The organism is Gemmobacter lutimaris, from assembly GCF_003570715.1.
GTDB classification, from domain to species: domain Bacteria; phylum Pseudomonadota; class Alphaproteobacteria; order Rhodobacterales; family Rhodobacteraceae; genus Gemmobacter; species Gemmobacter lutimaris.
Genome location: NZ_QXXQ01000008.1, coordinates 21,604 through 35,694, shown reverse-complemented (window position 1 = coordinate 35,694; position 14,091 = coordinate 21,604). Strand labels below are relative to the sequence as shown.

The following is a 14,091-nucleotide window of genomic DNA, read 5'->3' as shown; positions in this document are numbered from 1 at the left end:
TGCGCTGCATGGCAAAAGATTGCGCGTTTTCGGCAGTCTGATTATGCTGTGCAAAACCAAGGGGTTCGGCATGCAGGATTTCGATGTGGGCGCACGGCTGAAGCAGATGCGGCAGGCGGCAAACCTTTCGCAACGGCAATTGGCCGAGGCGTCGGATGTGCCGCATGGCCAGATTTCGATGATCGAGACCAACCGCTCCAGCCCTTCGGTCTCGTCTCTGCGCAAGATTCTGGGCGGTCTGGGCGTCACCATGTCGGAATTCTTTGAACCCGATGCCCCGGTCACCCAGGCGGTGTTCTTCAAACCGCATGAATTGCGCGACCTGACCACCCGGCTGTATTCCACGCTGGAAGGCCCGCGCGGGCGGATCACCTTGCAGCAGGTCGGGGACGCGCGGGCGCATAACCTGCAAATCCTTTACGAACGCTATGAACCCGGCGCCGATACCGGCGAGCAGATGCTGGAACATGCCTCGCACGAGGGTGGCGTGGTGGTGGCGGGGGAAATCGAGGTGACGGCGGGCGACCATTGCGCGGTGCTGAAGGCGGGCGACAGCTATCTGTTCGATTCGACGCTGCCACACCGCTTTCGCAACATCGGTGACCGCGAGGCGCTGGTGGTTTCGGCCTGCACGCCGCCCTATCTGTAAGACGCGCGCCCCGTAACAGGGCGCGCCATGGCCTCACTTGCCCATCAGCACATCCAGCGGCACGGGCTGAGAGATCTGCCATTCATCGACGCGCGCGGGTTTGCCGCCGGTGATTTCAACGATCTGCATCAGCGCGGTGTTCTGGTGGTGCAGCTCGGCGCTGAAGCTGCGCGGGCCGAAGGCGGTGGGTTCGGCCTGCATCTTCTCCAGCTCGGCGGTGACGGCAGCACCGTCCACGGTGCCCGCGCGTTCCACCGCCTTGGCCCAGAGGTCGATCAGCACATAGCCGGGATAGGCGTATTGGCTGGCCGGACGCGCGCCGGTCTTGGCCTCATAGGCGGCGTTGAAAGCCTCAACCTCGGGGCGCGGATCGTCGCCGTAGATCGCCCCCTGCACCGGCAGGGCAAAGCCCGAAAGCCCCGGCACCGCATCCAGCCAGTAAGACCCGTCCACCGCCGAGCCATTGAGGATCAACGCCTCGATTCCCGCCGCGCGGATCTGGCGCACTGCCGCCGCCGCACCGGGCATGACCGAGCAGAGCATGATCACGTCGGGCGTCTTTTCCAGCGATTTGATGCGGGTGATCTGGCTGGCGATGGAGGCGTCGTCGTTCTTGAACGTGTCACGGCCAAGGATTTCCGCGCCTTCCAGTTGCGGGAACATCCAGTCAAAGCCGGTGCAAATGCCCTTGTTATATTCGATGAAGGTATCTTCCAGCACGAAGGCGGTGCGGGCGTCGCGCTTCGCATAGGCCCATTCCGCCATGGTCGCGCCCTGCACCGGGGCGAGGACGGACGATGAAAAGCTGTTCGGGCCAACACCCTGCAGCCCGGCCTTCACATCCTCGGCGCAGAGAAAGAAGCTGTTCATCCCCTCGCCTTCGGCCACCAGCGCGGCGGGGGCACCGAAGTCATAGTCGCAGGACACGACCATCATCTGCGCGCCCTGATCCAGCACGTCGAGCCCGGCCTTGGCGGCCTCTGCCCGGTCGGTGCGGGTGTCGGCTTCCACAACCTTGATCTGCTGGCCCAGCAGGCCGCCGGCGGCGTTGATCTCGTCGATCCGGATCTTCGCTGCGGTGGCGGCGGGGGTGTCATAAGCTTCCATCCAGCCGGATTTGGCGATGGCGAAGCCCACGGTGATGTCATCGGCGGCGCGCGCCGGCGCGGTCAGCGCCAGCAGGGCCAGCAACGAGCAGGCGTATTTCATGGCAAGTCTCCTGTTGGATATGGGTCAGTTTTGCGATGTGCCGCGCCCGGTGACCCAGCGGGCGGGCAGCATGATCTCGCGCCCGGCCATCAGACCGGCGGGGCGAAAGACAAGGACGAGGATCATCGCAAGGGCGATGATGATTTCCTGACTGCCGGGGGGCAGGGCGAAGGTGGTGGCGCCAAGGGTGAAGCCCTTTTCCAGCCGCACCAGCGCCTCTACTGCCAGGGATACCGCCAGCACGCCGACCACCGCGCCCGAAAGCGAGCCGATGCCGCCGACCACAAGCATGGCAAGCATGAGGAAGGTCAGGCTCAGGTAGAACCCGTCGGGGTTGATGACGCCGATGAAATGTCCGGCCAGCGCCCCGCCCACGCCACAGAAAAAGGCCGACAGCGTATAGGCCAGCAGGCGGTGGCGGTATTGGTCGATGCCGGAGGCAGAGGCTGCCACCTCATCCTCACGCGTGGCGCGCAGGGCGAGGCCCGAGGCGGAGGCGGCGTAAAGGCTGGCGGCAAGGATCGCGGCGACGGCCCAGCCAAGCGCCACCCAAGGGGTGACATAGCGCGCCAGCCCCACGACAGACGAAGTGCCGCCAGTGACCGGGGTCCAGTTCGCCCAGATCGTGTTGACCATGGCAAGAAAGGCGAAAGTGGCGATGGAGGCGGCGATGCCCGAAAGCCGCAGGATCGCAGCCCCGGTCCCCAGCGCCAGCGCGGCCGCCACCAGCCCGGCGGTCAGCGCGGCGGGCAGGACGTGCCAGTGCGCCTCAGCCAGCGCGGGCGGCAGGCCGGGCAGCAGCGTCGCCTTCATCGCGGGGTTCAGCGTCGTCCAGGCCGAGACATAGGCGCCGACGCAGGCGAAGGCGGCATGGCCAAAGCTGATGACCCCGGAATTGCCCGCAAAGATCCAGAACCCCACGACCAACGTGACCCGGATCAGGGTTTCCGAGGCCATGCGCCCGGCCGCGCGGTCGCCGAAGGCAAGCGTCAGCGCCACGAAGGCCAGCAGCAGCAGCGCCAGCAGGACCGGCGTGGTGGCCGCCATGCGGCGGCGGATACGGTGTTGGGTAATCATGGCTCAGACCCTCGGTTTGGCGCCGGCGGCGGCGAACAGGCCCTGCGGGCGGAACAGCAGGACAAAGATGACCAGCGCGTAAAGGAAGGCATCGCGGAACGGCCGCGCCGCATCGGGCAGGCCGGCTTGCAGCAGGGCCGAGGCCGCGCCGATCGCCAGCCCCGCCGCCACCGCGCCGGGCAGGCTGCCCATGCCACCGACCACGGTGGCGATGAAGGCGATCAGCATGATCTGCCCGCCCATCCGCACATCGGCGACCCCGGTCTGTGCCACCATGACCAGCGCTACCACCGCCGCCAGTGCCCCCGACAGCGCGAAGGCGCCCGAGATCACGTGGTTTGCCCGCACGCCCAGCAGTTGCGCCATGCCGAAATCCTCGGCCGCGGCGCGCATCTCCAGCCCGAGGCGCGAGCGTTTCAGCATCAGCCCCAGCGCCAGCAGGATGGCGATGACCGCAGCGATGACGATCAGTTGCAGCAAGGGCACCTCCGCCGGGCCTATCTGCACCGGGGCGCCAAGCCCGGCCCAGAGGCTGATCGCCTTGGGCCGCCCGCCATAAAGCACCAGCAATAGGTTTTGCAGCGCCACGCCGAGCGCGAAACTGCCCACCATCAAGGCCACGGGCGAGGCATTGCGCAGCGGCCGGAACACCAGAGCCTCGGCCGCCATGGCCAGCCCCGCGCCGAAGCCGAGGATGGCGAGGATCAGCAACGGCGTGGGCAAGAGGCCCAGCCCCAGCGCCGCCACCGCATCGGTGGAGGGCAGGATCAGCGCGAAGACCGCGCAGGCGATGAACTGGCCATGGGCAAAGTTCACCAGCTTCATCACGCCGAAGATCAGCGCGATTCCCAGGGCCGCGATGGCATAGATGCCGCCCAGCGACAGGGCATCGAACAGAAGTTGCAGGCTCATGCCGGGTCTCCGAAATAGGCTTCCGACAGCAGGTCGGCGGCGGCGAAACCGGCGGCATCGCCATCGGCGACGATGCGCCCGCCACGCATCAGGATCATGCGCCCGCCCACCCGCGCGGCGCGGGTCGAGGATTGTTCCACGATCACCAGCGTCAGCCCGCGCAGGGCTTGCAGGCTGCACAGCCGGTCATAGACCTCGTCCACCACCTTGGGCGCGAGGCCGAGCGAGGGTTCATCGACCAGCATGACCTTGGGGTTGGTCATCAGCGCGCGGGCGATGGCCAGCATCTGTTGCTGGCCCCCCGAAAGCGCCCCGGCCGGGGCATTGGCCCGGTCGCGCAGGATCGGGAAGGCGGTGAAAGCTGTCTCCAGATCATCGGCGACGGCGGCGCGGTCGCGGCGGATGCCTGTGCCGACCATCAGGTTCTCGCGTACGGTCAGCCCGCCGAAGATGCGGCGCCCCTCCGGCACCATGGAAAGCCCACGCCGCGCGATGCGTTCGGGGCCGAGGCCGGACAGGATGTCGCCATCCATCTCGATCCGGCCATGCGCCGCGCGCACCGCGCCCGAGATGGCCCCCAGCAGCGAGGATTTGCCCGCGCCATTGGGGCCCGAGATGAACAGGCGTTCGCCTTCCGCCACGGTGAAGGACAGGTCGGAAATCGCGGTCAGCTTGCCGTAGCGCACCGCAAGGTCATGGATACCCAGCTTTGCCATCACGCGGCCTCCTGCTGGTCGGCGCCGAAATAGGCCTCGCGTACGGCGGCAGAGGCAAGGATCGCGGCGCGGTCGCCCTGTTCGATGACGCGCCCGCCATCCAGCACCACGACATGCGCGCAGAGCGAGAGCACCAGCCCGACATTGTGTTCAATGAGCAGACAGCCGGTGCCCTTTTCCGTGGCGATACGGCGGATCAGATCGGCCAGATCGGCGGCTTCCTTTTCCGACATGCCGGCGGCGGGTTCATCCAGCAGCAGGTAACGCGGGTTCCCGATCAGCGCGCGGGCAATGGCGACGCGTCGTTCGTCGGTATAGGGCAGGCCGGCGGCGGGACGGCTTTCCAGCGCCTCAAGCCCCATCCAGTGCAGCACCTCTGCCGCCGCCTGCTCCGCAGCGGCCCGGCGCAGCCCGAGGCCCACGCCGGTGCAGGCAAGGTTGTCCAGCACATCGAGGCCCCCGAACAGCCGCCCGGCCTGAAAGGTGCGCGCCACACCTGCGCGGCGAAAGCCATGGGCGGGCAGGCGCGACAAGTCGCGCCCCTCCAGCACCACCCGGCCCGTGCCCGGACGCTGGAAGCCGGTGAGCGTGTTGACACAGGTCGTCTTGCCCGCCCCGTTCGGCCCGATCAGCCCGGTGACCTGCCCGGGTTCGATGGCAAGGCTGACTTCGGTCAGCGCCCGGAAGCCGCCGAAGGCGACCCCCACCTGTTCCAGCGTCAGGGCCATCTCAGGCGACCTCGGTCGCGCGCTGCGGCTGCACCGCGCCAGTCTGGGCGCCCAGCGTCAGGACGTAAACGCCCGAGGCATCCAGCTCTGCCAGCCAGCCGGGTTCGATCACGATGGTGGTCGTGACCTCCTGAATGACCGCCGGGCCGCTGATGCGGTCGCCCGCGCCAAGCGCCGCGCCGTCATAGACCGGGGTTTCATGCGCGATGCCGTCGGCGTTGAAGATCATCTCGCGCGTGCCCTTCAGCGCCGAATGCGCGCCCTTGCCGGGGGCGACGGTCATGCGGCCGGGCTTGTCCACCGCGCCGGTGATGGCACTTTCGACATTGACCACCTCGACCGCGCTGTTCGGCTCGGCATAGGTGTAAAGCTCTTCATGCCGGGCGTGAAAGGCGGCCTTCAGGCGCTCCAGCGCGGCCTCGGTCACCTCGAACGGGTCCACGTCCACGGTGCATTCATGCACCTGTCCGACATAGCGCATGTCGAGGCTGCGACGGATGCTGATCGTGTCGTCGGTGAAACCGTCGGATTTGAGATCCTCGCGGCCGCGGGCTTCCAGCCCGTTGAAAAGGCCGTTCAGTTTTGCGGCGGACTCGGCGCCTTCCAGACGGGCGGCGGCGGGGGCCATGTAGTTGTATTTCACGTCCGAGATGATCTGACCGAAGGCGCAAAGCCCCGAGGCGAGTTTGGAGATCAGCACCTTGCGGGTGCCCATCTCGCGCGCCAGCGCCGTGATATGCGCGGCCGTCGCGCCGCCCGCGCAGTTCAGCACGAAATCGCGCGGGTCATAGCCCCGCTCGACCGAGACGCGGCGGATGGCGTTCACCATGTTATTGTTGACAATGGTGAACATGCCATAGGCGGCCTTTTCCACGCTGATGCCCAGCGGGTCGGCCAGATGGGTCTTGATCGCGGCGCGGGCCTTCTCGACGTTCAGCGGCAGGCGGCCACCTACCAGACCGTCTGGGTTCAGATAGCCAAGCACCAGATTGGCGTCGGTGGTGGTGGGTTTCTCGCCGCCCTGATCGTAACAGGCCGGGCCGGGTTCGGACCCCGCCGATTGCGGCCCCATCTGCATGAGGCCCATGCTGTCGATCCAGCCGATCGAGCCGCCACCGGCGCCCAGCGTTTCAACCTGGATCATCGGAATGCCGATGCGATAGCGCAGGAAATCGACGTTCTTCGACACATTCGCCCGGCCGTCGCGGGTCAGCGTGATGTCGAATGAGGTGCCGCCCATATCGACGGTGATGATGTCCTTCATATCCCAGGGCTGACCCAGCCAGAGCGCCGCCTGCGGCGCCGAGGCGGGGCCGGAATTGATGGCATAGACCGACTGGTCCGACACAACCTTGCCAAGCGCCAGCCCGCCGTTCGACTGGAAGTAGCGCACGGGATGGCGGGCGCCGAGGCTGCGGAAGTAGGCGTCCACCGCCTCGACATAGCGTTGCAGGATCGGGGCGAGATAGGCGTTCACGATGGCGGTGGAGGTGCGGGTATATTCGCGCACCTGCGGGTAAAGCTGGCTGCCCACTGTCAGGCGGACATGCGGCATCATCTCGCGCACGATTTCGGCGGCGCGGTTTTCATGTTCCGGGTGCAGCACCGACCAGACGAAGCTGATGGCGACGGATTCGACGCCTTCGCGGATGAAATGCCGGCAGGCCTCGCGCACGTCGTCTTCGTTCAGGGGGGTGTGAACCTTGCCGTTCGACAGCACCCGTTCGGCCACGCCACGGCGCAGGTAGCGCGGCACCAGCATGGTGGCGGGCGGATAGTCGGGGTCGTAGCGATAGCCGTCTTCCTTGTGGCCAAGGCGGATCTCGATACTGTCCTCGTGGCCACGGGTGGCGATCAGGCCGGTCTTCGCGCCGTTATGGGTGATCAGCGCGTTCAGCCCGACCGTGGTGCCATTGATGCAGAGATCGGCATTGGAGACGATGGTCTCCGGCGAAAGCCCGGTTTCCTCTTCGATCAGCTTCAGCCCGTTGCGGATGGCGGCGGTCGGGTCGTTGGGGGTGGAGAGCGCCTTGAAGATGCGCACACCGCCCTTGCGGTCGGCCAGGATGAAATCGGTGAAGGTGCCGCCGGCGTCGATGCCGAGACGATACTGGTTCTGCATGGGATGCGGTCCTTTGGGATGGCGGGGCCGGACGGGGGGCTGTCTGCCCCCCGAACCCCCCGAGGATATTTTTCGACAGAAAATGAGGATCAGGCGGCGCGGAGTTTCGCTGTGGCGGCGTGATCGACGCTCAGGCTGTCGCGGTCGGTGATGACGACGCCATAGTCGAGGCGGGCGCCTTCGAGGCTGACGAGGCCGTTGCGCACGTCTTCGACGACCTTCTGGATGTCGCGTTCGAACGGGTTGCCGTAACCGCCGCCGCCGGGGTTCTTGTTGGCGGCGCGTTCGCCGGGCTGGATCGTCTCGATCACGTTTTCGGTGATGATCTGGGTCTGGCCATTGCGGGTGACCTCAAGCCGTCCGACCTTTGGCTGGACCAGCGCCGATTTCGCCCCGGCCGCGCCCATGGCGGGAATGCGGCGGCCTTCGCCGAAGGTGACGAGGGTCATGGGGGCATCCATCGGTTCCACTTCCCAGCAGGTGCCGGAGCCGCCGCGATTCTTGCCGGCGCCGCCCGAATCTTCCATCAGCCCGTAGCGGTGGATGATGATCGGGTAGCTGTGTTCCAGCATCTCGATATCGCCCGAGGTCAGCGCGCCGAAGCAGCATTCCGGGCCGCAGGCGTGCCAGCCATCCTGTGCGGCCGTGGCCCCGGCGCCCGAGATGATGGAGGCCAGCACCATGGTCACATATTCCTCGTCATGGCGCTTGTCCCAGCCTGCGATGTTGCAGCCATTGGCATGGCCCCAGCTGGCCGAGACCTTGGCGGGTGCGGCCTGTTCAAAGGCGAGGCGCACGGCGTCGGTCAGGGTTTCCATCGGCGTGGTGGTGCAGTTCATGTGCGGGGCAGGGGATTTCGCGTTGCACAGCGTGCCCTTCGGCCCCATGTCGGTGGTGACGCAGCGATAGAGCCCCTCGTTATAGGGCGGCGGCAGTTGGGCAAACATCATCAGCCCGAGATAAACGCCGGAATGGCTGTTCCCTTCGTAGCTGTTGATGAAATAGGGCACCTGCGGCGGCGAGGCGATCTCGATATGGCAGGCATCGCCCTTGATGGTGACGGTGGCGGTGATGTCGAAATCACCAAAGCCGTGGCCCGCGTCCTCAAGGATCGCGGTGCCGGTATAGGTGCCGTCGGGCACGCCCGCGATCAGCTTGCGCATATGCGCCTCGGCCATGTCGAGCAGTTCGGCGATGCAGTCCTGCACCACGTCTTTCCCGTATTTCTTCATCAGGTTGATGAGATTGCGTGCCCCGACCTGACAGGCACCGATCAGCGCATTGAAATCGCCCTCCTGGTCGCGGCGCGCGCGCATGTTGGTCAGAAGCAGATTCATCACGTCATGGCGCGGCTTGCCCTTGTCCCACAGTTTCACCGGCGGGATGCGCAGGCCTTCGGCGAAGATCTCGGTCGCATTGGGGTTGTAGCCCGCGGGCACCGGGCCGCCGATGTCGGTCAGGTGACCCTTGCAGACCGTCCAGAACACCAGTTCGCCTTCATAGAACACCGGGTAATACATGCAGGTGTCAATGATATGCGAGCCGCCATAGGCCGGGTCGTTGTGCAGGATCAGGTCGCCCTCGTGGATCTCGCCCTCGAAGAACTTCGCCACTGATTTCATAGCGGGGATCAGCGAGCCGAGGTGGATCGGGATGTCCTGCCCTTGCAGGATCATCTCGGGCGTGTGGTTGAACAGCGCCGTCGAATAATCATGTGCGAGGTTGAAGACGGAGCTGCGCGCCGTCTGTTCCAGCGTCAGGGTCATTTCGCGCTGGGTGGTTTCCAGCACCCCGCGCACCACCGAAAGGGTGATCGGGTCCACGTTGCGTTTGGTCATGTCGGTCCTTCCCGTTGGGAAGCGGCCACGAAAACAGGCACGCCGGGGGCGCGGTTGTCCTTCTCCCTGTTTCCGGGCCGCTTGCCGGCCTCTCAAGATGACAGACAGGATGACGCGGGATGCGGCGGCGATCTTGCAGCCCGGCGCGGGATCATTTGCAAACCGGCGCAGGGATGGGCAGGGGCTTGATGCCCCGCGCATGACCCTTTGTCATTCCGCGCAGTCCATGCGGGCGTCTGCGAAATTTTCTTGAACCGGAGGGCTTTCCTTATTAGCGATTCTTGCAGGCCCTCCGGGGAGACCGCCATGGACATCACTGCCCACAGCACGGCCCTGACGGCCCCCGCGCAGCGGGCGGCGCACTGGAACCGTGTCATCGCCGAGACCTATTTCCCACTGCACCTGACCTATCGGGATGCGCGCAGCTTTACCGGCACGCTGGAACGGCGTGAGATGGGGCAAGTGTCGCTGTCGCGGCTCTGCACCGAGCCGTTGCAATATGAACGCCTGCCCGACCACATCTCGCACACGCGGGAGGAGGAGTATCTCGTCACCATCCCGCGCCAGAGCCCGGTCGAGTTTCATCAGCTTGGCCGTCAGGTGCGCTGTGATCCCGGCGGGTTCATCCTTGAACGCGGGGATGAGCCCTATCGCTTTTCCTACGGTGCTGCGAACGAACTGACGGTGCTCAAGATTTCAAAGCGCATGCTGGCGGAGAAGCTGCGCGACCCGGATCGGTTCTGCGCGCGGATCATCGACGCGGGGCAGGGGTTGCCCGCGCTGTTCACCGCGATGATGACGCAGTTGCAGGCCCTGCCCGTGACCGAGGCGCGGGCGGCGGCGATCCTTGGCCGACAGGCGGTCGAGGTTCTGGCGCTGGCGCTGGAAGGCAATATGGATGATGGCGAGGCCGGGGTACGCACCGCCGTTCGGGCCGCGCATCTGCGGCGGGCGGAACAGGTGATCCGGCAGAACCTGTCGAATACCGCGCTGTCGCCTGATTATGTGGCGGATGCCTGCGGCATTTCCAAACGCTACCTGCATGAGTTGTTCAGCGATACCAACAAGACCGTCTCGCAATTCATCCGCGAGGAACGGCTGATCGCGGCGCGCGACATCATCGGGGCCTCAAGGCATCTGCCGATGGCCGAGATCGCCTATCGCTTCGGCTTTTCCGATCAGGCGCAGTTCTCGCGGCTGTTCAAGGCGCTGTTCGGCCTGACCCCGACTGACTGGCGCAGGCAGGCCAGCGATGCTTGACAGGCGGGCCGGGTGCTGCGCAGCCTGACCCGCGAACAGGAGGGGGCGCCATGCAGGATCATCATTGTCACACCAGCAGCATCGTGGTGAACCGCCCGGCCGAGGTGGCTTTTGCCATCATGTCCGACGGGATCGCGCAGGGCCAGTGGGCCTGGGGCAGCGCCAACCGGCGCGAGACGGAACCGGGGCTGTTCGTCGGCACCTCGGTCTTTTCGGGCAAGGAAACCTGGGTGCGGCTGAACGCCGATCCTGCGCGGTTTCAGGTGGATTACGACGTCGGCCCGTCGAAAGAGGCCATGCAGTTTCGCAACATGTCGCGGGTGATCCCCGGTGAGGTGCTGAAGATCGGCGCCGACAAATGCGTGGTGACGCTGCTGACATGGCGCCTTGCCACCCAGACCGATGCGGAATGGGAGCAGATGGGCTGCATCCACGAGGCCGAGATGTTTCTGATCCGGGGCCTTCTGGAACGGAGTTAACCGTTCCCGGCTAGCGCGGTGATCACCTCGAATGCGGTCGCCACATCGGCCTCGGTCGCGTCGAGCTGGCCGACCTGAAAGCGGATCACCAGCCCATCCTGGACCCGCGTCTGCGTGACATAGATGCGGCCGTCATCATTGATCCTGTTGATGAAGGCCTGCTGCGCCGCCTCGTCCGCGCCTTTCAGCCGGAAGGTAAACAGTGACAGCACAGGCTCGGTCACGATCTCGAAGCGCGGATCGGCGCGCAGCCGGTCTGCCAGCGCCTGTGACCAGCGCACATGGTTGCGGATGCGGGCACGCAGCCCGTCCAGTCCGTAGTGCCGCAACACGAACCAGAGTTTCAGCGCCCGGAAGCGGCGGCCCAGCGGGATCGACCATTCCGAATAATTGACGATCCCGTCCGCGCCATGGGTCTTCAGGTATTCCGGCCGGATCGCCAGCGTCCGCACCAGCGGTTCCGGGTCGCGCAGAAAATGCGCAGCACAGTCGAATTGCACGCCCAGCCATTTATGCGGGTTGAAGACGATGGAATCTGCGCCCTCGATCCCGGTCCAGAGCGTGCGGAACTCCGGGCAGATCATCGCCGCACCGGCCCATGCAGCATCGATATGGGTGTAAAGCCCGTGCGCCTTCGCCACCGCAAGCGTGGCCGCGATATCGTCGCAGGCGCCGGTGCCAGTGCCGCCGGTGCAGGCGATCACCCCGCAGGGGTGCAGCCCCGCCGCCAGATCGGCACGGATGGCGGCATCCAGCGCCGCCGGGTCCATGCTGCGGCGCGGGCCTTGCGTCGGGATGCGGACGAGGTTCGCGGCCCCGATGCCGGAAATCCAGATCGCCCGGTCGATGGAGGTATGCACCTCGCCCGAACAATAGACCCGCAGGCGCGGCTGGTCGCTCAGGCCCTGTTCATTGCCCGCCCAGTCCAGTGCGCGCTCCCGCATCGTCAGCACAGCGGCGAGCGTGGCGGACGAGGCGCTGTCCTGAATGACCCCCTTGAATCCTTCTGGCAGACCGACCGACTGACGCAGCCAGTCCATCATCACAGTCTCCATTTCGGTCGCGGCGGGCGAGGTCTGCCACAGCATGCATTGCGCGGCGACGGTGCTGGCCAGAAACTCGGCCAGCATCGAGGGCGGCGTGGCATTGGCCGGGAAATAGGCGAAGAAGCGCGGGTGCTGCCAGTGCGTCATACCGGGCATCACGATCTGTTCGAAATCGGCGAAGATGGTTTCCATCGCCTCGGGCATTTCCGGCGGGCTGGCGGGCAGGGCGGCGGCCACGTCACCGGGGCGGGTGCTGGCGCGAACCGGACGGTCGCGCAGGCCCTGATGATAACGCGCGCCCCAATCGGCGATGCGGGCGCCCCAGCGGGCGAATTCGGTCCAGTTCATCGGGTTTCCTTGCGGTCAGCGGATCAGGATAGCGCGGAAGTCGTTGACGTTGGTGCCGGTGGGGCCGGGGGCGAACAGATCGTCCAGCGCCTCGAAGGCGGTATAGGCGTCGTTCGCGGCCAACAGCGCGGCGGGGTCGTGGCCAGTGGTGCGCAGACGGGCTGCGGTGCTGGCGGAGGCGAAGGCGCCGGCATTGTCCTCGGACCCGTCGATGCCATCGGTATCGGCGGCCAAAGCGGCGAAGGGCACCCCTTCGGCGGCCAGCGCGAGCGCCAACAGGAATTCGCTGTTGCGCCCGCCCCGTCCCTGGCCGCGCAGCGTCACCGTGGTTTCGCCGCCCGACAGGATCACCACGGGGCGCCGGAACGGACGATCTCGCAAAGCCACTTCGCGGGCGATGGCAGCATGGACGCGGGCGACATCACGCGCCTCGCCCTCGATGGCATCCGACAGGATCACGGCGGGAACCCCCTGCGCCTCTGACGTCGCCGCCGCCGCCTCCAGCGACAGCCGGGCCGAGGCGATGACGTGCACCTCATGCCCCGCAAAGACCGGATCGGCGGGATCGGGGGCCGGGCCTTCTTCACCAGCCAGCCACACCGCCACGCGCGGCGGCAGGTCGATGCGCCAGCTTGTCCCCAAAGCCCGCGCCTCTGCCCGGGTCACCGCGTCCGGCACCGTCGGCCCGCTGGCCACCTGCGCCGGATCATCGCCCGGCACGTCCGACACAATCAGGCTGACCACGCGCGCGGGATGGCAGGCCGCCGCCAGCCGACCGCCCTTGATGCCCGACACCTGCTTGCGGATCGCGTTCATCACCGAAATCGGCGCGCCCGAGGCCAGAAGCGCCCGGTTCAGCGCCGCCTCGTCCTCCAGCGTCAGATTGCCCGGCGGGCAGGGCAGCAGCGCCGAACCGCCGCCGCAAACCAGCGCTACCACCAGATCGTCGGGCGTAAGGCCCTTCACCGCCTCGAACAGCGCGGCGCTGGCCGCCAGACCCGCCGCATCGGGCACCGGATGCGCAGCCTCCAGCACCCGGATGTGCCGCGTCGGGCAACCGTAGCCGTAGCGGGTGACGACCACCCCTTCGACCGGCGTGGACCAGAGCGCCTCGAACGCCGCCGCAAGCTGCGCCACTCCCTTGCCTGCGCCGATCACCACCGTCCGCCCCTTTGGCGGCGATGGCAAATGCGCCTTCAGCGCAAGCGCAGGATCGGCCGCCGCAACGGCAGCCTCGAACAACCCGGTCAGAAAGACACGGTCTTCAGCCGTCATTCCGGCAATGTCATCCTGTCTGGTCATGCGGTCCTCCTCCGGCGGGCCGAGATTTGCCGCTGCGCCCGGTGGCGTCAAGCCATGCGGGGTGCGTGGATCACGCCACAAACCCCGGCGATCCGCTGGCAGGCCCAGACGTGGCCTTGACTCGGCCCAAGCCCCGGCCCTAACACCGCGCAGACCAAGTTCCGGCCCGCCGGATGAAAAGGGAATACGGAGGGACGCCCGCGTTCTGGCCGTAGCTGCCCCCGCAACTGTCAGCGGTGAGCGACGTCGATCATGCCACTGGGGCGGCAAAGCCTCGGGAAGGCCGGCAACGCTACGACCCGCGAGCCAGGAGACCTGCTTGGACGATCACCCTTTCCGGGCGCGAGGGGCGCCATGGAAGCGGCATGAACCGCAGCGGTGACAGCAAGCACTGTCTGCGGGGCT

General features: G+C 66.6%; 12 protein-coding genes and 1 riboswitch. Of the genes, 3 read left to right on the top strand and 9 right to left on the bottom strand.

From position 1 onward, the window contains the following. The first annotated feature begins 70 nt into the window (after nucleotides 1–70). Nucleotides 71–649 carry a cupin domain-containing protein gene (locus D2N39_RS14290; RefSeq protein ID WP_119135571.1) on the top strand — a complete coding sequence of 193 codons (579 nt, stop codon included), beginning with the start codon at nucleotides 71–73 and terminating at the stop codon, nucleotides 647–649. A gap of 33 nt (nucleotides 650–682) precedes the next feature. Here the strand turns inward: D2N39_RS14290 and D2N39_RS14285 are convergent, their stop codons facing one another. From D2N39_RS14285 to capB, 7 genes are all read right to left on the bottom strand, one after another. After that, nucleotides 683–1,858 carry an ABC transporter substrate-binding protein gene (locus tag D2N39_RS14285; protein ID WP_119135460.1) on the bottom strand — a complete coding sequence of 392 codons (1,176 nt, stop codon included), beginning with the start codon at nucleotides 1,856–1,858 and terminating at the stop codon, nucleotides 683–685. Between the two features lie 24 nt (nucleotides 1,859–1,882). Further along, a complete protein-coding gene (locus D2N39_RS14280) occupies nucleotides 1,883–2,935 on the bottom strand; it encodes a branched-chain amino acid ABC transporter permease (RefSeq protein WP_119135459.1) in 1,053 nt (350 codons plus the stop codon). A gap of 3 nt (nucleotides 2,936–2,938) precedes the next feature. Further along, nucleotides 2,939–3,847 (bottom strand): branched-chain amino acid ABC transporter permease, encoded by a 909-nt coding sequence (locus D2N39_RS14275; RefSeq protein ID WP_119135458.1) that lies wholly within the window; start codon nucleotides 3,845–3,847, stop codon nucleotides 2,939–2,941. Further along, a complete protein-coding gene (locus D2N39_RS14270; protein WP_119135457.1) occupies nucleotides 3,844–4,563 on the bottom strand; it encodes an ABC transporter ATP-binding protein in 720 nt (239 codons plus the stop codon). Before D2N39_RS14270 ends, D2N39_RS14275 begins: the two co-directional genes overlap by 4 nt. After that, nucleotides 4,563–5,291, bottom strand: coding sequence for an ABC transporter ATP-binding protein (locus tag D2N39_RS14265; protein ID WP_119135456.1), 729 nt, complete (start codon nucleotides 5,289–5,291; stop codon nucleotides 4,563–4,565). Before D2N39_RS14265 ends, D2N39_RS14270 begins: the two co-directional genes overlap by 1 nt. Before the next feature lies 1 nt (nucleotide 5,292). Beyond that, entirely contained in the window at nucleotides 5,293–7,413 is a 2,121-nt protein-coding gene (gene capA, locus D2N39_RS14260) for a caprolactamase subunit alpha (RefSeq protein ID WP_119135455.1), read from the bottom strand. An 89-nt stretch (nucleotides 7,414–7,502) separates the two neighbouring features. Continuing rightward, nucleotides 7,503–9,251, bottom strand: coding sequence for a caprolactamase subunit beta (gene capB / locus D2N39_RS14255; RefSeq protein ID WP_119135454.1), 1,749 nt, complete (start codon nucleotides 9,249–9,251; stop codon nucleotides 7,503–7,505). 306 nt (nucleotides 9,252–9,557) lie between these two features. On the opposite strand from capB, the gene D2N39_RS14250 reads away from it, so the two are divergent. Both D2N39_RS14250 and D2N39_RS14245 read left to right on the top strand, forming a co-directional pair. Continuing rightward, entirely contained in the window at nucleotides 9,558–10,511 is a 954-nt protein-coding gene (locus tag D2N39_RS14250) for an AraC-like ligand-binding domain-containing protein (RefSeq protein WP_119135453.1), read from the top strand. 50 nt (nucleotides 10,512–10,561) lie between these two features. Next, a complete protein-coding gene (locus tag D2N39_RS14245) occupies nucleotides 10,562–10,990 on the top strand; it encodes a hypothetical protein (RefSeq protein ID WP_119135452.1) in 429 nt (142 codons plus the stop codon). Here D2N39_RS14245 and D2N39_RS14240 read toward each other — a convergent pair. Continuing rightward, complete coding sequence (locus D2N39_RS14240; RefSeq protein WP_119135451.1) at nucleotides 10,987–12,384, bottom strand: pyridoxal phosphate-dependent decarboxylase family protein; 1,398 nt, start codon at nucleotides 12,382–12,384, stop codon at nucleotides 10,987–10,989. The genes D2N39_RS14245 and D2N39_RS14240 overlap by 4 nt on opposite strands. Before the next feature lie 15 nt (nucleotides 12,385–12,399). Next, entirely contained in the window at nucleotides 12,400–13,659 is a 1,260-nt protein-coding gene (locus tag D2N39_RS14235) for a glycerate kinase type-2 family protein (protein ID WP_119135570.1), read from the bottom strand. 166 nt (nucleotides 13,660–13,825) lie between these two features. Then, a riboswitch (cobalamin riboswitch) is annotated at nucleotides 13,826–14,023 on the top strand. The last annotated feature ends 68 nt before the right edge of the window (nucleotides 14,024–14,091 follow it).